Origin of the sequence: Pseudomonas sp. BF-RE-21 (genome assembly GCF_019947305.1) — a bacterium.
Taxonomy (GTDB): domain Bacteria; phylum Pseudomonadota; class Gammaproteobacteria; order Pseudomonadales; family Pseudomonadaceae; genus Aquipseudomonas; species Aquipseudomonas migulae.
Genome location: NZ_JAGYGF010000080.1, coordinates 1 through 18,099, shown reverse-complemented (window position 1 = coordinate 18,099; position 18,099 = coordinate 1). Strand labels below are relative to the sequence as shown.

The following is an 18,099-nucleotide window of genomic DNA, read 5'->3' as shown; positions in this document are numbered from 1 at the left end:
CGCGAAGGCGGTGTGTCATTCTCAATATATGTTTAATGACACACCGCCTTCGCGGGCAAGCCTCGCTCCTACAGGGGTGGTGTCAGGGTTTCAGGCGGTAGATGGCATTGGCCAGTGCGATGTCTTCCAGGCCCAGGCCGATGGAGCGGAAGAACACGTGACGGTCATAGCCGGGGCGCTGGACTTTTTCGCTGATCAAGCCCGGCAGGTCGCCGACGATGGCGCTTGCGTCCCAGCCGTGCTGTTCGCCGGCAATCAGCATTTCACCCGCCGAGCCCGGCGTGGTCAGACGATAGTCGCAGAACACCTGCATGTCATTGAGGCTCTGCGGCGGCACTTCATGGGCGCGTGGGGCATTGGTGCTGATGGAAGTGATCAATGCCGGTTTGGTCAGGTTGGAAGGGTCGATCACCGGGCCGGCGGACGACGTGCACAGCATGATCACGTCGGCGTCCTGAACGGCCGCTTCGCGCGTGTCGACAAGGGTCAGCCGTGGGTCGAGGCTTTTGATCTGCGCCACGGCTTCAGGGCTGAGGTCGCTCAGGTTCGGCGAGAAAAGGTGGATGCTTTCCCAGTCACGCAGGCCTTTGACGTAATGCAGGTGCGCCAGCGCAACCTTGCCACTGCCGATGATCGCCAGGCGTTGCGCATTCAACGGAGCCAGGGCGTCGACAGCAACGGCGGTTGTCGCGGCGGTGCGCGCGGTGGTCAGTTCGCCGGCGTCGCACAACAGCAGCGGCTCGCCGGTCTGCATCGACATCAGCAAGGTCCACGCAGTCACCAGCGGGCCTTGTTCGCGAACGATGTAAGGCGAGGTCTTGACCCCGTACACCCCGTCTTCGGCCAGCACGCCCAGGTAGTTGATGAAATCGCCGGCGCCCTTGGGAAACTCCACCAGTTGTTGCGCCGGCTGCACCGCTTGCCCGGCCGCCAGGTCGCGGAACAGCTTGCGCAGGATCTGCGGAACGTCGACCTGTGCCAGCAGTTCGCGGGCCTGGGGTTGGGTGATCACATAGGGCGTGCTGGACATGGTCGGCTCCGGGAGTGGCAAGTAAACTAATTTGTCCATTATGGACTTTTGGTTCTGTCGGGCAAGCTCCCTTTGAAAAAAAACGACGAACGAAAAAAAAGCGCAGTCCGTTGCCGGCTGCGCTTCTTTTATTGCGACCCGCTGTTACGGACGCTTGCGCTCAACCGCCCGCAATAGATGCGTCGGTGGCGTTTCGCAGCTGATTTTGCGACCCAGCAGCGCCTCGATGGACGGTAGCTGGTAGGAGTCGTCTTCACCGGCAAAACTGATGGACACGCCATCGGCGCCGGCACGGCCGGTACGACCGATACGGTGCACGTAGTCGTCCGGGACTTCCGGCAGGGTGAAGTTGATCACGTGGCTGATGCCGTCGATGTGAATGCCGCGACCGGCTACGTCGGTGGCTACCAACACGCGGATCTTGCCTTCGCGGAAACCTTCCAGGGTCTTGATGCGCTTGTGCTGCGGCACATCGCCAGACAATTGCGCGGCGTTGACGCCGTCACGTACCAGGCGTTCTTCGATGCGTCGTACTTCATCCTTGCGGTTGGCGAAGACCATCACCCGCTCCCAGCCGTTGTCGTTGACCAGGTTGTAGAGCAGTTTGTATTTGTCGGCACCGGCCACCGCGTAGATGTGCTGCTCGACGTTTTCGCTGGCCACGTTCTGCGCTTCGATCTCGACGATCGACGGGTCGGTGGTCCATTGCTTGGCGAGGTTCATCACGTCATCGGTGAAGGTCGCGGAGAACAGCAACGTCTGGCGTTCGTTCTTCGGCGGCGTCTGGCGAATGATCTGACGCACTTGCGGGATGAAACCCATGTCGAGCATGCGGTCGGCTTCGTCCAGGACCATCACTTCGACCATGTCCAGGTGCACGTCGCCGCGCTGGTTGAAGTCAAGCAGGCGGCCCGGGGTGGCGACGAGGATGTCGCAATGACGCGCTTCGAGGTGCTTGAGCTGCTTGTCGAAGTCCATGCCGCCGACAAACGTCATGACGTTGAGGCCGGTGTACTTGGTCAGGTCGGCGGCGTCCTTGGCGATCTGCACCACCAGTTCACGGGTCGGCGCGATGATCAGCGCCCGTGGCTCACCCATGTAGCGCTCTTTCGGCGGCGGGGTTTGCAGCAACTGGGTGATGATCGAAATCAGGAACGCGGCGGTTTTGCCGGTGCCGGTCTGGGCGCGGCCGATGGCGTCTTTGCCCGCGAGGGTGAAGCCCAGCACCTGAGCCTGGATCGGCGTGCAATACGGAAAGCCTAGGTCCTGGATGGCGTGCATCAGTTCCGGGGCAAGTTTGAAATCGTGGAATCGGGTTTTGCCTTCCTGAGGTTCGACGACGAAGTCTTCGAGTTTCCAGGGGATGACCGGCGCTTTTGGCTTGGGTTCACGACGCGGTTTGGCGGGCTTCGGCGCTTCGCTGCGTGGTTGCTCGGCAGCCGCCGCTTCAACAGGCTGGGCGGCCGGTGTCGCCACAGGCTCTTGTTTCGGTGCCGCTACGGGGGCGGCCCGGCCAGGCTGATTACCGTCGGTGCGGTGGCTGGGGCTGTGAGACGGAGCGCTGGAGACTGGCGCGAGCTGCTCAGTCTCGCTTTTACCGAACATTTTCTTGAGTGCTTTGAGCACGGTCATCTCATCAATTGGTTAAGGAATATACGGCGGCCAGTGTAATGCAAGAATCGGGCGCGGCGTAGGGGGATGGATCAATGGGCTGTTTTTCAGCTGAGCCGTTAACGCAAGCGCTCGCCGAGCCAGGTGCCGATGTCGCGAATCTCCTCGGGTAACACTTCGTGACCCATTGGGTATTCCTGCCATGTCACGGTGACACCATGCTGCTTTAAATACTCGTAGGCGGTCCGTCCCATCGAGTTTTGCACCACGTCATCGTACTGCCCGTGCAACGACAACACCGGAATCCGCTGTTGGCTGGCCGAAAGCTCCAGTCCTTCGCTGAAGGTCGGTGCATAAGTGGAGAGGGCAAGTACGCCACCCAGCGGCCCCTGCCATTTCAGGAACGCGGTGTGGAACACCACGGCGCCGCCCTGGGAAAAACCTGCCAGGAAAATCCGCGAAGCGTCTATTCCGCTGGCTCGCTGCACTTCGATCAATTCAATGATCCGGTCCGACGACGCTTCCAGCTGCTCGCGGTTGATCGCGCGTGCAGGGCTCATGGCCAATATGTCGTACCAGCTCGGCATCTCGTAGCCACCGTTGATGGTGACGGCGCGGGTCGGTGCTTGCGGGAGAACGAAGCGAGTGCTCAGCAGGGTTTCCTGTAACGCTTCGGCCACCGGCAGGAAGTCGTAACGGTCGGCGCCCAGCCCGTGCAGCCAGATAACGCAGGCGTCTGCGGGCTTGACGGGTTCAAGAATCAAGGGCTCGGTCATGGCTGCTCCAATTGTGTGCGTGCGCTCTCATTGAGTGCGAGAGATGAGTGCGCGTCTGGTTGATCCGTTAAGAAGATGTCGCAAGGCTACAAGTTTTGCTATTGACCTGTCCCTTAAACGCTTTGGCGAGCGGTCTGGTACGGGCTTTGCTATAGGAAGCCTGTACGAAAAATCCCACGCCTGTCGGTAACACTATCAGGCCATTGTTCGTGGTGGGATAGCAAAAAATCCGGTGATGGATGTTCGCCAGTGGCCGCTACGGGCTTCGCGAACGTGAAAGGGCTACAGCCCGTTCGGCCGATTGGTGAGAAGTGAGTGGTCCATGATTTGGATTTTCTCCTACTAGACTCATAGCGCAGGTCCTACGTCGGTTGACCCCAAAAAAAACCAACACGGGTCGACTACGCCTCATAAGGGTGCGACTGGACTCAAGCTCCGACACAACAAGAGCAAAACTGGAGGTTTGAATGAAGATGTTGAAATCCACCCTGGCTATCGTGTCTGCAGCCGCAGTACTCGGTGTCAGCGGGTTCGCTCAGGCGGGTGCAACCCTGGATGCAGTGCAGAAGAAAGGTTTCGTACAGTGCGGCGTCAGCGATGGCCTGCCTGGTTTCTCGGTTCCGGACGCCAATGGCAAGATCGTCGGTATCGATGCTGACTACTGCCGCGCTGTGGCCGCTGCCGTCTTCGGCGACGCGACCAAGGTCAAGTTCAGTCAGTTGAACGCCAAAGAGCGCTTCACCGCGCTGCAGTCTGGCGAAATCGACATCCTGTCGCGCAACACCACCATGACCAGCTCCCGTGATTCGGGCATGGGTCTGAAATTCCCTGGTTTCATCACTTACTACGACGGCATCGGTTTCCTGGTAAACAGCAAGACTCTGGGCGTGAAAAGCGCCAAAGAGCTCGACGGCGCCACCATCTGCATTCAAGCCGGTACCACCACCGAGCTGAACGTTTCCGACTACTTCCGCGGCAACGGTCTGAAATACACCCCAATCACTTTCGACACCTCCGATGAAAGCGCCAAGTCGCTGGAATCCGGTCGTTGCGACGTGCTGACCTCCGACAAATCCCAGCTCTACGCACAACGCAGCAAGCTGGCGACTCCGAACGACTACACCGTTCTGCCGGAAACCATCTCCAAGGAGCCTCTGGGCCCGGTCGTACGTAATGGCGACGACGAGTGGCTGGCCATCGTGCGCTGGACTGGCTACGCCATGCTCAACGCTGAAGAAGCCGGCATCACTTCGAAAAACGTCGAAGCTGAAGCCAAAGGCACCAAGAACCCGGACGTCGCTCGTCTGCTGGGTACCGACGGTGAATACGGCAAAGACCTGAAAGTGAAGAAAGACTGGGTCGTGCAGATCGTCAAGCAAGTCGGTAACTACGGTGAAGTGTTCGAGAAAAACCTCGGCAAGGACACTCCGCTGGCCATCGACCGCGGGCTGAACGCTCTGTGGAACAACGGCGGCATTCAATACGCACCACCAGTGCGCTGATGGTTCTATCACCCGGTGGGCCAACCGCCGGGTGATGTTCTGTTCCATTACATCCGGGGCACTTCATGCAAAATTCAATCGGCGCACCAAAGCAGAGGCTCAGCCTCAGCGATCCCAAAGTGCGTGCGTGGCTATTTCAGATCATCACCATCGTGGCGGTGGTCTCGATGGGCTGGTACCTGTTCGACAACACGCAGACCAACCTTCAACACCGGGGCATTACCTCCGGTTTCGACTTTCTGGAGCGCAGTGCCGGTTTCGGCATCGCTCAACACCTGATCGACTACACCGAATCGGACAGTTATGCCCGGGTGTTTGTCATCGGCCTGCTCAACACGCTGCTGGTGACTTTCATCGGCGTGATCCTGGCGACAATCCTCGGGTTCATCGTCGGCGTGTCACGGCTGTCGAAGAACTGGATCATCAGCAAGCTGGCGACTGTTTATGTGGAAGTCTTCCGCAACATTCCGCCGCTGCTGCAAATCCTGTTCTGGTACTTCGCGGTGTTCCTGACCATGCCGGGGCCACGCAACAGCCATAACTTCGGCGACACCTTCTTCGTCAGCAGCCGCGGCCTGAACATGCCGGCCGCGTTGATGGCGGACGGTTTCTGGCCGTTTGTGATCAGCATCGTCGTGGCCATTGTCGCGATCGTGCTGATGAGCCGCTGGGCCACCAAACGCTTCGAAGCGACCGGTGTGCCGTTCCACAAGTTCTGGGTTGGCCTGGCGCTGTTCTTTGCGATCCCGGCGCTGTGCGCGTTGATCTTCGGTGCACCCGTGCACTGGGAAATGCCCAAGCTGCAAGGCTTCAACTTTGTCGGTGGCTGGGTGCTGATCCCGGAACTGCTGGCGTTGACCCTGGCCCTGACCGTGTACACCGCGGCGTTCATCGCCGAGATCGTGCGTTCGGGCATCAAGTCGGTCAGCCACGGCCAGACCGAAGCGGCGCACTCGCTGGGTCTGCGTAACGGTCCGACCCTGCGCAAAGTGATCATCCCGCAAGCACTGCGCGTGATCATTCCGCCGCTGACCAGCCAATACCTGAACCTGGCGAAAAACTCTTCGCTGGCGGCCGGTATCGGTTATCCGGAGATGGTCTCGTTGTTTGCCGGTACGGTGCTGAACCAGACCGGGCAGGCGATCGAGGTAATTGCCATCACCATGAGCGTGTACCTGGCGATCAGTATCAGCATTTCCCTGCTGATGAACTGGTACAACAAGCGCATTGCGCTGATCGAGCGGTAAGGAAAAGCGCATGAGTACTCATACTTTCAAGCCTGACATGCCTCCACCGAGCAGTAGCATCGGTGTGGTCGCATGGATGCGCGCAAACATGTTCTCCAGCTGGCTCAACACCCTGCTGACCCTGTTTGCGTTCTATCTGATTTACCTGATTGTCCCGCCGATCCTGGAATGGGCAATCATCGACGCCAACTGGGTCGGCACCACCCGCGCCGACTGCACCAAGGAAGGCGCCTGCTGGGTGTTCATTCAGCAGCGTTTTGGCCAGTTCATGTACGGCTACTACCCGATGGACCTGCGCTGGCGCGTGGACCTGACCGTGTGGCTGGCGGTGATCGGCGTGGCGCCATTGTTCATCTCGCGCTTTCACCGTAAAGCCGTGTATGGCCTGAGCTTCCTGGTGCTGTATCCGATCATTGCCTGGTGCCTGTTGCATGGTGGCGTTTTCGGTCTGACCCAAGTGGCGACCAGCCAATGGGGCGGCCTGATGCTGACCCTGGTGATCGCCACTGTCGGTATTGCCGGTGCGTTGCCGCTGGGCATTGTGCTGGCGCTGGGCCGTCGTTCGAACATGCCGGCGATTCGTGTGGTCTGCGTGACCTTCATCGAATTCTGGCGCGGCGTGCCGTTGATCACGGTGCTGTTCATGTCCTCGGTGATGCTGCCGCTGTTCCTGCCTGAAGGCATGAACTTCGACAAACTGCTGCGGGCGCTGATCGGCGTGATCCTGTTCCAGTCGGCCTATGTGGCTGAAGTGGTGCGCGGCGGTCTGCAAGCGATTCCAAAAGGTCAGTACGAAGCGGCTGCGGCGATGGGCCTCGGTTACTGGCGCAGCATGGGCCTGGTGATTCTGCCGCAAGCCCTGAAGCTGGTAATCCCTGGCATCGTCAACACCTTCATTGCGCTGTTCAAGGACACGAGCCTGGTGATCATCATCGGCCTGTTCGACTTGCTCAACAGCGTCAAACAAGCCGCCGCCGACCCGAAATGGTTGGGCATGGCCACTGAAGGCTATGTGTTCGCGGCCCTGGTGTTCTGGATTTTCTGTTTTGGTATGTCGCGCTATTCCATGCATCTGGAACGCAAGCTCGACACTGGCCACAAGCGTTAGGAGTTCTGTAATGAGCGAAGCAATCAAAAAGCCTGTGAGCCCTGAAGGCATTATTCAGATGCAGGGCGTGAACAAGTGGTACGGCCAGTTCCACGTGTTGAAAGACATCAACCTGAACGTCAAGCAAGGCGAGCGTATCGTCCTGTGCGGCCCGTCGGGTTCCGGTAAGTCGACGACCATTCGCTGCCTCAACCGCCTGGAAGAACACCAGCAGGGCCGCATCGTGGTCGATGGCGTGGAACTGACCAACGACCTCAAGCAGATCGAAGCGATCCGTCGTGAAGTCGGCATGGTGTTCCAGCACTTCAACCTGTTCCCGCACCTGACCATCCTGCAGAACTGCACCCTGGCGCCGATGTGGGTGCGCAAGATGCCCAAGCGCCAGGCCGAAGAAATCGCCATGCATTACCTGGAACGCGTACGCATTCCGGAGCAGGCGCATAAATTCCCGGGGCAACTGTCCGGCGGTCAGCAACAACGTGTGGCGATTGCCCGCGCGCTGTGCATGAAACCGAAAATCATGCTGTTCGACGAACCGACCTCGGCCCTTGACCCGGAAATGGTGAAAGAGGTGCTGGACACCATGATCGGTCTGGCCGAAGACGGCATGACCATGCTCTGCGTGACCCACGAAATGGGCTTCGCCCGCACCGTGGCCAACCGCGTGATCTTCATGGACAAGGGCGAAATCGTTGAACAGGCCGCGCCGAACGACTTCTTCGACAATCCGCAGAACGAACGCACCAAACTGTTCCTGAGCCAGATCCTGCATTGATCGAAGCCAGGCAGTGAAAAAACCCGGACGCTGTTCCGGGTTTTTTTTGCCCGAAAAAAACACACCACGATCCCTGTAGGAGCCGGCTTGCTGGCGATAGCGGTGGTTCGGGCGACATCCATGTGGGATGCCAGACCGAATCGCCAGCAAGCCGGCTCCTACAGGGTTTGTGTCGCGTGCGAAATAACGAGCCGGACGCGGAATTGTAGGAGCCGGCTTGCCGGCGATAGCGGTGGGTCAGGTGACATCCATGTGGGATGTCAGACCGAATCGCCGGCAAGCCGGCTCCTACAGGGGGTGTGTCGTGTGCGAGATGGCGAGCCGGGCGCGGAATTGTAGGAGCCGGCTTGCTGGCGATGGCGGAGGGGCAGGCGATATTCATGTGGGATGTCAGACCGAATCGCCAGCAAGCCGGCTCCTACAGGGTTTGTGTCGTGTGCGAGATGGCGAGCCGAACGCGGAATTGTAGGAGCCGGCTTGCTGGCGATAGCGGTGGGTCAGGCGACATCCATGTGGGATGCCAGACCGAATCGCCGGCAAGCCGGCTCCTACAGGGGTTGTGTCGTGTGCGAAATGGCGAGCCGGGCGCGGAATTGTAGGAGCTGGCTTGCTGGCGATGGCGGAGGGTCAGGTGACATCCATGTGGGATGTCAGACCGAATCGCCGGCAAGCCGGCTCCTACAGGGGGTGTGTCGTGTGCGAGATGGCGAGCCGGGCGCGGAATTGTAGGAGCCGGCTTGCTGGCGATGGCGGAGGGGCAGGCGATATTCATGTGGGATGTCAGACCGAATCGCCGGCAAGCCGGCTCCTACAGGGGGTGTGTCGTGTGCGAGATGGCGAGCCGGGCGCGGAATTGTAGGAGCCGGCTTGCCGGCGATAGCGGTGGTTCGGGCGACATCCATGTGGGATGCCAGACCGAATCGCCGGCAAGCCGGCTCCTACAGGGTTTGTGTCGTATGCGAGATGGCGAGCCGGGCGCGGAATTGTAGGAGCCGGCTTGCTGGCGATGGCGGAGGGGCAGGCGATATTCATGTGGGATGTCAGACCGAATCGCCGGCAAGCCGGCTCCTACAGGGGGTGTGTCGTGTGCGAGATGGCGAGCCGGGCGCGGAATTGTAGGAGCCGGCTTGCCGGCGATAGCGGTGGTTCGGGCGACATCCATGTGGGATGCCAGACCGAATCGCCGGCAAGCCGGCTCCTACAGGGTTTGTGTCGTATGCGAGATGGCGAGCCGGGCGCGGAATTGTAGGAGCCGGCTTGCTGGCGATGGCGGAGGGGCAGGCGATATTCATGTGGGATGTCAGACCGAATCGCCGGCAAGCCGGCTCCTACAGGGGGTGTGTCGTGTGCGAGATGGCGAGCCGGGCGCGGAATTGTAGGAGCCGGCTTGCCGGCGATAGCGGTGGTTCGGGCGACATCCATGTGGGATGCCAGACCGAATCGCCGGCAAGCCGGCTCCTACAGGGTTTGTGTCGTATGCGAGATGGCGAGCCGGGCGCGGAATTGTAGGAGCCGGCTTGCTGGCGATGGCGGAGGGGCAGGCGATATTCATGTGGGATGTCAGACCGAATCGCCGGCAAGCCGGCTCCTACAGGGGGTGTGTCGTGTGCGAGATGGCGAGCCGGGCGCGGAATTGTAGGAGCCGGCTTGCCGGCGATAGCGGGGGATCAGGCGACATCCAGGTGGGATGTCAGACCGTAATCGCCAGCAAGCCGGCTCCTACAGGGTTTGTGTAAACCGTTTGCCCTGTGGGGCGATGCTGACTAACATGTCAGAAAATTCATCCTATGATTGGATGAAAGGGCGAATCTTATGTCAGACATGTCTCCACTCATTAAACGTTCCCTGGTTGATCAGGCTCTGGACCAGTTGCGCCTGCGTATCACCGAAGGCGTCTGGTCTGTCGGTCAGCGCCTGCCCACCGAGCCTGAGCTGTCTGCCGAATTGGGCATCAGCCGCAACACTGTCCGCGAAGCCATGCGCGTGTTGGCGTTTTCCGGTTTGATCGAAATCCGTCAGGGCGATGGCAGCTATCTGCGGGCGGTGATCGATCCGCTGGACACCCTGAAAGCGTTGTCGCGCTGCTCGCTTGAGCAGGCCAGGGAAACCCGGCACATCCTTGAAGTCGAGGCCATCGGCCTTGCCGCGCTGCGCAGGACCGACGAAGACCTCGTGGCCCTGCGTGAAGCGCTCAACGTCAGCGGTGATCACTACCACGGCGATCTCGACAGCTACATCGCCTGTGACCTGGTGTTTCACCGTCGTCTGGTAGACGCCGCGCACAACCCCACCCTCAGCGAGTTGTATCGCTATTTCTCCAGCGTCGTCGGCGCACAACTGCGCCAGACCTTGAGCGTCACGCCACGCCGCCAGGAAGTGTTCGATCTGCATATCGAATTGCTCGATGCCGTCGAGCAACGCGACCCGGAACGCGCGAAAGCCTTGTCGAGGCAGTTGATCAATGAACCTTGAAACCGAGAACGCCATGTCCAGCAGCCACAGCACGATCACCGAAGCCAAACGCACGGCGGAGCTCGAAGAGTTGCTGATCGACGCCGAGGCCGATGACGAACAGGTCCAGCAGCGTCAGCCAATCCTGCGCCGCCCGTGGCTGTTGTTGCTGGGGCTGATTCTGGTTGCGCTGAACTTGCGTCCGGCGCTGTCGAGCATGGCGCCGATGCTCAGTGAGGTCTCGAAAAGCTTGGGCCTGTCGGCGGCGCAGGCCGGTTTGCTGACGACGTTGCCAGTGCTGTGCCTCGGTCTTTTTGCGCCGTTGGCGCCGATTCTGGCGCGACGTTTCGGCGCTGAGCGCGTGGTGTTGGGCATCCTTCTGACATTGGCCGGCGGGATCATTCTGCGCAGTTCGTTCGGTGAAATCGGCTTGTTTGGCGGCAGCGTGCTGGCCGGCGCGAGCATCGGCGTGATCGGCGTTTTGCTGCCAGGCATCGTCAAACGCGACTTCGCCAAACACGCCGGGACCATGACCGGCGTCTACACCATGGCCCTGTGCCTGGGGGCGGCGATGGCGGCGGGCGCGACCGTGCCGTTGAGCGAACACTTCGACAAAAGCTGGGCGTTGGGACTTGGCTTCTGGGTGATTCCTGCGCTGGTGGCGGCGATGTTCTGGTTGCCGCAAGTCGGTCAGAAACATGGCGCGCACAACGTGGCTTACCGGGTACGCGGTCTGTTGCGTGACCCGTTGGCCTGGCAAGTGACCTTGTACATGGGCCTGCAATCGTCCTTGGCGTACATCGTGTTCGGCTGGTTGCCATCGATCCTGATCGGTCGCGGCCTGACGCCAACCCAGGCCGGCCTGGTGCTGTCGGGTTCGGTGATCGTTCAACTCGCCAGTTCGCTGGCCGCACCGTGGCTGGCGACGCGCGGCAAGGATCAGCGCCTGGCGATCGTCATCGTCATGGCGCTGACCCTCGGCGGTCTGTTCGGTTGCCTTTATGCACCCATCGAAGGCCTGTGGGGCTGGGCGATCCTGCTCGGCCTGGGGCAGGGCGGAACGTTCAGCCTGGCGTTGACGCTGATCGTCTTGCGCTCGCGGGATTCGCACGTGGCGGCCAACCTGTCGAGCATGGCCCAGGGCTTCGGTTACACCCTGGCGTCCATGGGGCCGTTCGCGGTCGGCATCGTGCATGACTGGACCGGCGGCTGGAATGCCGTGGGCTGGATCTTCGCTGTGATCGGCCTCGGCGCCATCCTTGCCGGCCTCGGTGCCGGGCGTTCGCTGTACGTGCAGGTGGTCAGCGAAAAGGTCTGACTACAAGTAAACAACGTCCAGCGTTGCCGAACCGTCGAGCTGCACCTCAGCGCTGAGGTCCAGCTCGGAGGTGGGCGCGATGACCGTTTCGACCGTCACCCGGCTGGTCAGCGTGCGGATGGCAATCGGGCCGGCGCTGCTCCCGGCAATGTCAGTGAATCCGAGATAACTTCGGGCGCCAATCGGAATGGCCTGGCTGTTCGACGAACTCCAGGCCTTGCCGCCCGTGGTGGAGTCGGTTCGATAGACCTGCGTCAGGTCGTCCACCACGGTGCTGGCCGGATCGAAGTTCAGTGAATACAAGCCGATTTTATTGTGGCTGTGGTCGTGGTTCAGGCCGTAGTAAATCTCACTGTTGACGATCGCCGAGCCGTCGCGGTTGTCGCGCATCAGCAAGGCAAAACGCGCGGGCGCATTGCACTGAATTGTGAGGTCGAGCGTCTGGTCGCGCAGTCGCGTGCGTTTGTCGACGCTGAGGTCCTGCCGGGAGATTTTTCCGTAGTCGACGAGGCCGTTGTTGGACAGCATCGGTGTGCAGGCGAGCGGGGTGAGGGTGCCTTTGACGGTCAGGTCAACGGTGGACGCCGCGAAGCTGTGTTGGGTGGTGCTGATGAGCAAGGTTGTCGCAAGGACAGCGAAGTAATGATTCATTTGTGAAAGTCCTTTTCATTGATTTTATTCTGCCTGTGCCGGGAGTCTGCGGAGCTGCGCTGTCGGCAAAAGAGCACGAGGTGGTCAGAATGCTCGCCAGCGGAATGACCGTCAGTGAAATCGCCGGCTACTTCAAACGCAGCGTATCGACCATCAGCAAACAGAAAAACATGGCCATGCAGCGGCTGGGCATTTCCACGGATGTGGACCTGTTTGCGTATGCCCGTGAGAGTGGCATGGTGCATTAGGCTTCGGCACACCTGAGGGTATTCCCGCCACGAATGCCGGTAGTGTTTCGAACATTAGTTGACTATCGTGCAGGCAATTCTGCGAAACCCATTTTCAAACCAGGGAGCTTGCCCATGAGTGATGCCCACAACGCCTTGATCACCCGATTCTATGAGGCCTTCCAGCGCCTGGATGCCGAGGCCATGAGCGCCTGCTACACCGACGACGTGGTGTTCAGTGATCCGGCATTTGGCGAATTGCGCGGGCGCGATGCGGGCGACATGTGGCGCATGCTCACCACCCGGGCCAAGGACTTTTCCCTGACTTTCGATAACGTGCGCAGCGATGATCGCAGCGGCGGCGCGCATTGGGTGGCGACGTACCTGTTCAGCCAGACCGGCAATACCGTGGTCAACGATATTCAGGCGCGTTTTGTGTTTCGCGACGGCAAGATCTGCGAGCATCACGACCGTTTTGATCTGTGGACCTGGTCGCGTCAGGCGCTGGGGTTCAAGGGCCTGTTGCTGGGCTGGACGCCGCTGGTGAGAAACGCCGTTCGTGCTCAGGCCTTGAAGGGGCTGAAGGCATTTCAGGCCAGTCGCTGATAAGATCGCGGCTTGTTTTCTTTCAAGCCCTGATCGTCACGTGAACACGCCGAGCGAACCCGCCGCCATTGCCGCCGAACCGACGCTGCCCGTCAGCAAACCCTGGTTCGTCTACCTCGTTCGCGCGGCCAACGGTTCGCTCTACTGCGGGATCAGCGACGATCCCGTCCGCCGCTTCGCCACTCACCAGAGCGGCAAAGGCGCGCGGTTCTTCCTTTCCAGCCCGGCGGTGGCCTTGGTCTACACCGAAGTCTGCCGCGACAAAAGCGAAGCGCTGCGCCAGGAACGGCTGATCAAAAAACTCAAGAAAAGCGCCAAGGAATGTCTGGTGGCGACCTTTGCTGCGGGCTTATCAATCTGATTGATCAGTTCCCATCAGGCAGATCTGTAGGCTGCTCGCGGATTGCGCGCTAAGCTGCAGATTCCTGATTCGTGCGGCGGAGCCGAGCATGTCCGAGTTGATTCTTCATCATTACCCGACGTCCCCTTTCGCCGAAAAGGCCCGCCTGCTGCTGGGCTTCAAGGGCCTGTCCTGGCGCTCGGTGAAGATCTCGCCGGTGATGCCAAAACCCGATCTGACGGCTTTGACCGGTGGCTATCGCAAAACGCCGGTGTTGCAGATTGGTGCGGATATTTATTGCGACACGTCGCTAATCGCTCGTCGACTGGAGCAGGAAAAAGCCTTGCCGGCGTTCTTCCCGGAAGGTCAGGAAATGATCGCCGCGAGCTTCGCCGCGTGGGCCGATTCGGTGGTGTTCCAGCATGCCGTAAGCCTGGTGTTTCAGCCTGCGTCGGTCGCGGTGCGTTTCGGTCATTTGCCGCCGGAAGCAATCAAGGCGTTCCTCGCCGATCGCGCCAGTTTTTTCAGCGGTGGCAGTGCGACAAAGTTGTCGGCCGAACAGGCGCGGCATCAATGGCCGACGATCATGTCACGCCTGGAGCAACAGCTGCAGCGCGAGCAGGGCGACTTCCTGTTTGGTGAACCGTCGATTGCCGACTTCGCCCTGGCTCATTCGCTGTGGTTCCTGAAAGCGACACCGGTGACTGCACCGCTGGTCGATGCGTACCCGGCGGTTGCCGCGTGGCATGCACGGGTCTTGGGCTTTGGGCATGGTGCGTTCAGCGAGATGACATCCGAGGAGGCGCTGGCGGTGGCGCGTAATGCTACGCCTGCCGCGTTGCCGGATGAGCAGTTCGAAGAGCCGAACGGGTTTGAGGCGGGTCAGCAGGTGGCTATCACGGCGACCGATTACGGTGTTGATCCGGTGGCCGGGGAGTTGCTGTTTGCCGGGCGTGAGGAATTGATTCTGCGCCGTGAAGACGAGCGTGGCGGGGTGGTGCATGTGCACTTTCCGCGGTTCGGGTTTCGTATTGAAAAACGCTGACCGGTCCTGCTTGGTTTCCGGACAACTACGCAATCCCCTGTAGGAGCCGGCTTGCCGGCGATGGCGGTGGTTCTGTCAACCTATTCACCGACTGAACGGACGCTATCGCCGGCAAGCCGGCTCCTACAGGGGGTATGGGGCCGGAGAGTTACTTCAAGGCCGCGAGGATGGTATCCGGGTCATACCCGCGAATCAGCGTTCCGTTGACATCGATGATCGGAATCCCGCCGCCACCCAACGCTTCATAAGCCTTGCGCGCCTCGGCGTCTTTCTCGATGTCGAATTCCTTGTACGGAATGCCTTTCTGATCAAGAAAGCGCCGGGTCAGTTTGCAGTAACCACACCACTCAGTCGCATAGAGCACGACGTTAGCCTTGGCCTGAGTCTGTTCCGACACCACCTGCGAGGGGTTGAACACCCGCTCGATCTTGCCCCAGTTCTGATAAACCACGACCACCAGCAGGATCAGCAGGAATTTCTTCAGCACGCTGCCAAGCATCAGTTGCGTCGCTTGAGCTGATCAGTCAGCTGAGTCGGCAGGCCTTTGATGATCAGCGTGCCGGCTTCTTCGTCGTATTCGATCTTCGAGCCCAGCAGGTGCGCTTCGAAGCTGATCGACAGACCTTCGGCGCGACCGGTGAAGCGGCGGAACTGGTTCAGGGTGCGTTTGTCCGCCGGGATCTCTGGCGAAAGCCCGTAGTCCTTGTTGCGAATGTGATCGTAGAAGGCTTTCGGACGCTCTTCGTCGATCAGCTCCGAGAGTTCTTCCAGGCCCATGGGTTCGCCCATTTTTGCCTGGCTGCTGGCGTAATCCACCAGGGTCTTGGTTTTTTCGCGGGCGGACTCTTCCGGCAAATCTTCGCTTTCGACGAAGTCGCTGAACGCCTTGAGCAGCGTGCGTGTTTCGCCCGGGCCGTCGACGCCTTCCTGGCAGCCGATGAAGTCGCGGAAATACTCCGAAACCTTTTTGCCGTTCTTGCCTTTGATGAACGAAATGTACTGCTTGGACTGTTTGTTGTTCTGCCACTCGGAGACGTTGATTCGCGCTGCGAGGTGCAACTGGCCCAGGTCGAGGTGGCGGGACGGGGTCACGTCCAGCTGATCGGTCACGGCAACACCTTCACTGTGGTGCAGCAGCGCGATCGCCAGGTAATCGGTCATGCCCTGCTGGTAATGCGCAAACAGCACGTGGCCGCCCACCGAGAGGTTCGACTCTTCCATCAGCTTCTGCAGGTGTTCCACCGCCACGCGGCTGAACGCTGTGAAGTCCTTGCCGCCGTCGAGGTATTCCTTCAGCCAGCCGCTGAACGGGTGCGCCCCGGATTCGGCATGGAAGAAACCCCAGGCCTTGCCTTGTTTGGCGTTGTAGCTCTCGTTGAGGTCGGCAAGCATGTTCTCGATGGCGCTCGACTCGGCCAGTTCAGAGTCGCGAGCGTGGAGAACTGCGGGCGTGCCGTCGGGTTTTTTGTCGATCAGGTGGACGATGCAATGACGGATCGGCATGGGCTTCTCGGCTGTTTGATACGGCTGGTTGGAGAGAGCAGGGCAGGCTCCCAAAAAAGTGCCAAGTGTACCGCAACCGCTGGTTTTGGCGTGGTGCGAAGGGCAATTCGTAGCCGACCGACGGCCCTTATGCAGTTTTTTCCTGTTTTAGAGCAATAAAGCTGACCAAATGGGTAGCTAGAGGCGGATATTTCCCCGTCTCTGTGCTAGTTTTGCCCGGTCTTACGCGAAGTCACTGCGTTAAGCGTGCATTCAGCATTTGTCAGGTCGAACCAAACCCTGATTTCGGTATCTATAACCCCGATCCCGTGGTTATTGGCCGAGGGTGCCAGATCCAGAAGATCGGGCTCGATGGCTGACACTGCACTCTGCAATCCATATGAATTTGATAGGGAAGGAACACTACATGGCTCTTACTAAAGACCAACTGATCGCCGACATCGCTGAAGCTATCGACGCGCCAAAAACCACCGCGCGTAACGCTCTGGACCAACTGGGCCAAATCGTTGCCGATCAGCTGGAAAACGGCGGCGAAATCACTCTGCCAGGTATCGGCAAGCTGAAAGTGACTGAGCGTCCTGCCCGTACCGGCCGTAACCCTTCGACTGGCGCTGCCATCGAAATCGCTGCCAAGAAAGTTATCAAGCTGGTTGTGGCCAAAGGCCTGACCGACGCTGTTAACAAGTAAGACGCAGTAAAAAAAACCGTGCTCCGGAGTGATCCGGGCACGGTTTTTTTGTGCCTGTGATTTGGCGATTGACCCGCAGACAACACAAAACCAATGTGGGAGTGAGCCTGCTCGCGATTGCGGTGTGTCAGGCAATATTATTGTCACTGACATACCGCCATCGCGAGCAGGCTCGCTCCTACAGTTGATCTCCGTTGGTCAGTTACTCAGCTTTTTTTAACCCAACGCTCGCGCCGCCAGACCTGCTGTTCGGATTTGGTCTGGAAGGTCCAGGCAACGAAGCGGCTTTGCTTCTGGCCCTGGGACATTTCCACGACCTGGCTTTCCAGAACCCCGGCCTTTTTCAGCGCCGTCTCAATCGCCGGCAGGTTCGAGGCTTTCGATACCAGGGTGCTGAACCACAGCACTTTGTGCTGAAAGTGCGCGCTTTCGGCAATCAGCTGCGTCACAAAACGGGCTTCGCCACCTTCGCACCACAATTCGGCCGACTGACCGCCGAAGTTCAGCACCGGCAGTTTGCGTTTCGGGTCGGCGCGGCCCAAGGCGCGCCATTTGCGCTCGCTGCCTTTGGTCGCTTCGTCCATCGAAGCGTGGAACGGCGGGTTGCACATGGTCAGGTCGAAGCGTTCGCCGGGTTCGAGCAAGCCCAGCAGAATGTGCTTGGGATTGGTCTGCTGGCGCAGCTGGATGGCCTTGTTCAGACCATTGGACTGGACGATGGCTTTGGCGGCGGCCACGGCCGTCGGGTCAATTTCCGAACCGAGGAAGTGCCAGCGGTAGTCGCTGTAGCCGATCAGCGGGTAGACGCAGTTGGCGCCCATGCCGATGTCGAGCACCTTGACCGGCGCACCACGCGGGATTTCGCCGTCATTGACGCTGGCCAGCAGGTCGGCCAGGAAGTGCACGTAATCAGCACGGCCCGGCACCGGAGGGCAGAGGTAATCGGCCGGAATGTCCCAATGGGCGATGCCATAGAACGATTTCAGCAGCGCCCGGTTGAACACCCGCACCGCGTCCGGGCTGGCGAAGTCGATGCTTTCCTTGCCGTACGGGTTGATGATCACGAACTTCGCCAGTTCCGGCGTGGTTTTGATCAGCGCCGGGAAGTCGTAACGACCCTGATGGCGGTTGCGCGGGTGCAAGCTGGCCTTTTCACGCGGTTCCACGGCTTTGGCCGGGGTGGCGGGGTCAGGCTTCTTGCGCGCAGGGCGGGGTGTGCGG

Annotated in this window: 17 protein-coding genes and 1 pseudogene; 11 read left to right on the top strand and 7 right to left on the bottom strand. The window is 60.0% G+C overall.

All coding sequences use genetic code 11. From position 1 onward, the window contains the following. Window positions 1-82: 82 nt before the first annotated feature. The 3 genes from KGB25_RS28910 to KGB25_RS28900 all read right to left on the bottom strand — a co-directional run bounded on the left by KGB25_RS28910 (window position 83) and on the right by KGB25_RS28900 (window position 3,417). Window positions 83-1,030, bottom strand: a complete 948-nt coding sequence (locus KGB25_RS28910; protein WP_223437773.1) for an ornithine cyclodeaminase family protein — start codon at window positions 1,028-1,030, stop codon at window positions 83-85. A gap of 144 nt (window positions 1,031-1,174) precedes the next feature. Further along, the gene (gene rhlB / locus KGB25_RS28905; RefSeq protein WP_223437771.1) at window positions 1,175-2,662 is read right to left on the bottom strand and encodes an ATP-dependent RNA helicase RhlB; all 1,488 of its coding nucleotides are present in this window, start codon (window positions 2,660-2,662) and stop codon (window positions 1,175-1,177) included. A 98-nt stretch (window positions 2,663-2,760) separates the two neighbouring features. Next, entirely contained in the window at window positions 2,761-3,417 is a 657-nt protein-coding gene (locus tag KGB25_RS28900; protein WP_223437769.1) for an alpha/beta hydrolase, read from the bottom strand. A gap of 467 nt (window positions 3,418-3,884) precedes the next feature. On the opposite strand from KGB25_RS28900, the gene KGB25_RS28895 reads away from it, so the two are divergent. From KGB25_RS28895 to KGB25_RS28870, 6 genes are all read left to right on the top strand, one after another. Continuing rightward, the gene (locus KGB25_RS28895; RefSeq protein WP_008026630.1) at window positions 3,885-4,919 is read left to right on the top strand and encodes an amino acid ABC transporter substrate-binding protein; all 1,035 of its coding nucleotides are present in this window, start codon (window positions 3,885-3,887) and stop codon (window positions 4,917-4,919) included. Between the two features lie 65 nt (window positions 4,920-4,984). Continuing rightward, window positions 4,985-6,166 (top strand): amino acid ABC transporter permease, encoded by a 1,182-nt coding sequence (locus KGB25_RS28890; protein WP_008026631.1) that lies wholly within the window; start codon window positions 4,985-4,987, stop codon window positions 6,164-6,166. A gap of 10 nt (window positions 6,167-6,176) precedes the next feature. Beyond that, window positions 6,177-7,274: an amino acid ABC transporter permease gene (locus tag KGB25_RS28885; protein WP_008037316.1), complete on the top strand. Its 1,098-nt coding sequence runs from the start codon at window positions 6,177-6,179 to the stop codon at window positions 7,272-7,274. A gap of 10 nt (window positions 7,275-7,284) precedes the next feature. After that, on the top strand, window positions 7,285-8,049 hold the full coding sequence (locus KGB25_RS28880) for an amino acid ABC transporter ATP-binding protein (RefSeq protein ID WP_090188113.1): 765 nt from the start codon (window positions 7,285-7,287) through the stop codon (window positions 8,047-8,049). Window positions 8,050-9,861: 1,812 nt separating this feature from the next. Continuing rightward, window positions 9,862-10,521, top strand: a complete 660-nt coding sequence (locus KGB25_RS28875; RefSeq protein WP_192228980.1) for a FadR/GntR family transcriptional regulator — start codon at window positions 9,862-9,864, stop codon at window positions 10,519-10,521. Beyond that, a complete protein-coding gene (locus tag KGB25_RS28870) occupies window positions 10,511-11,818 on the top strand; it encodes a CynX/NimT family MFS transporter (RefSeq protein ID WP_223437767.1) in 1,308 nt (435 codons plus the stop codon). Before KGB25_RS28875 ends, KGB25_RS28870 begins: the two co-directional genes overlap by 11 nt. Here the strand turns inward: KGB25_RS28870 and KGB25_RS28865 are convergent, their stop codons facing one another. Next, window positions 11,819-12,469, bottom strand: a complete 651-nt coding sequence (locus KGB25_RS28865; protein ID WP_223437751.1) for a DUF1120 domain-containing protein — start codon at window positions 12,467-12,469, stop codon at window positions 11,819-11,821. It abuts the gene before it with no gap. A 59-nt stretch (window positions 12,470-12,528) separates the two neighbouring features. On the opposite strand from KGB25_RS28865, the pseudogene KGB25_RS28860 reads away from it, so the two are divergent. The 4 genes and pseudogenes from KGB25_RS28860 to KGB25_RS28845 form a co-directional block, all read left to right on the top strand. Further along, a pseudogene (locus KGB25_RS28860) lies at window positions 12,529-12,717 on the top strand (LuxR C-terminal-related transcriptional regulator); the annotation flags it as partial. Window positions 12,718-12,831: 114 nt separating this feature from the next. After that, window positions 12,832-13,302, top strand: a complete 471-nt coding sequence (locus tag KGB25_RS28855) for a nuclear transport factor 2 family protein (protein ID WP_008026662.1) — start codon at window positions 12,832-12,834, stop codon at window positions 13,300-13,302. 40 nt (window positions 13,303-13,342) lie between these two features. After that, window positions 13,343-13,663: a GIY-YIG nuclease family protein gene (locus KGB25_RS28850; RefSeq protein ID WP_008042467.1), complete on the top strand. Its 321-nt coding sequence runs from the start codon at window positions 13,343-13,345 to the stop codon at window positions 13,661-13,663. Between the two features lie 88 nt (window positions 13,664-13,751). Next, window positions 13,752-14,687, top strand: a complete 936-nt coding sequence (locus KGB25_RS28845) for a glutathione S-transferase family protein (RefSeq protein WP_223437749.1) — start codon at window positions 13,752-13,754, stop codon at window positions 14,685-14,687. Between the two features lie 148 nt (window positions 14,688-14,835). On the opposite strand, the gene KGB25_RS28840 is transcribed toward KGB25_RS28845, so the two are convergent. After that, window positions 14,836-15,186 (bottom strand): glutaredoxin family protein, encoded by a 351-nt coding sequence (locus tag KGB25_RS28840; RefSeq protein ID WP_008042471.1) that lies wholly within the window; start codon window positions 15,184-15,186, stop codon window positions 14,836-14,838. Continuing rightward, window positions 15,186-16,190: a nucleoid-associated protein YejK gene (gene yejK, locus KGB25_RS28835; protein WP_008026670.1), complete on the bottom strand. Its 1,005-nt coding sequence runs from the start codon at window positions 16,188-16,190 to the stop codon at window positions 15,186-15,188. Before yejK ends, KGB25_RS28840 begins: the two co-directional genes overlap by 1 nt. Before the next feature lie 406 nt (window positions 16,191-16,596). Between yejK and KGB25_RS28830 the strand changes: the two genes are divergently transcribed. Continuing rightward, a complete protein-coding gene (locus KGB25_RS28830) occupies window positions 16,597-16,878 on the top strand; it encodes an HU family DNA-binding protein (RefSeq protein ID WP_007905514.1) in 282 nt (93 codons plus the stop codon). 206 nt (window positions 16,879-17,084) lie between these two features. Here the strand turns inward: KGB25_RS28830 and rlmF are convergent. Further along, window positions 17,085-18,099: 23S rRNA (adenine(1618)-N(6))-methyltransferase RlmF (rlmF, locus tag KGB25_RS28825; protein WP_223437747.1), on the bottom strand; the 1,015-nt coding region annotated here is incomplete at its 5' end.

Excerpts from the sequence above, each read along its gene's own strand:
- KGB25_RS28895 (WP_008026630.1), top strand. The coding sequence starts at position 3,885 with ATGAAGATGTTGAAATCCACCCTGGCTATCGTGTCTGCAGCCGCAGTA.
- yejK (WP_008026670.1), bottom strand. The coding sequence starts at position 16,190 with ATGCCGATCCGTCATTGCATCGTCCACCTGATCGACAAAAAACCCGAC.
- KGB25_RS28890 (WP_008026631.1), top strand. The coding sequence starts at position 4,985 with ATGCAAAATTCAATCGGCGCACCAAAGCAGAGGCTCAGCCTCAGCGAT.
- KGB25_RS28855 (WP_008026662.1), top strand. The coding sequence starts at position 12,832 with ATGAGTGATGCCCACAACGCCTTGATCACCCGATTCTATGAGGCCTTC.
- KGB25_RS28865 (WP_223437751.1), bottom strand. The coding sequence starts at position 12,469 with ATGAATCATTACTTCGCTGTCCTTGCGACAACCTTGCTCATCAGCACC.
- KGB25_RS28900 (WP_223437769.1), bottom strand. The coding sequence starts at position 3,417 with ATGACCGAGCCCTTGATTCTTGAACCCGTCAAGCCCGCAGACGCCTGC.
- KGB25_RS28870 (WP_223437767.1), top strand. The coding sequence starts at position 10,511 with ATGAACCTTGAAACCGAGAACGCCATGTCCAGCAGCCACAGCACGATC.
- KGB25_RS28840 (WP_008042471.1), bottom strand. The coding sequence starts at position 15,186 with ATGCTTGGCAGCGTGCTGAAGAAATTCCTGCTGATCCTGCTGGTGGTC.
- KGB25_RS28885 (WP_008037316.1), top strand. The coding sequence starts at position 6,177 with ATGAGTACTCATACTTTCAAGCCTGACATGCCTCCACCGAGCAGTAGC.
- KGB25_RS28910 (WP_223437773.1), bottom strand. The coding sequence starts at position 1,030 with ATGTCCAGCACGCCCTATGTGATCACCCAACCCCAGGCCCGCGAACTG.
- KGB25_RS28845 (WP_223437749.1), top strand. The coding sequence starts at position 13,752 with ATGTCCGAGTTGATTCTTCATCATTACCCGACGTCCCCTTTCGCCGAA.
- KGB25_RS28830 (WP_007905514.1), top strand. The coding sequence starts at position 16,597 with ATGGCTCTTACTAAAGACCAACTGATCGCCGACATCGCTGAAGCTATC.
- KGB25_RS28875 (WP_192228980.1), top strand. The coding sequence starts at position 9,862 with ATGTCAGACATGTCTCCACTCATTAAACGTTCCCTGGTTGATCAGGCT.
- KGB25_RS28880 (WP_090188113.1), top strand. The coding sequence starts at position 7,285 with ATGAGCGAAGCAATCAAAAAGCCTGTGAGCCCTGAAGGCATTATTCAG.
- rhlB (WP_223437771.1), bottom strand. The coding sequence starts at position 2,662 with ATGACCGTGCTCAAAGCACTCAAGAAAATGTTCGGTAAAAGCGAGACT.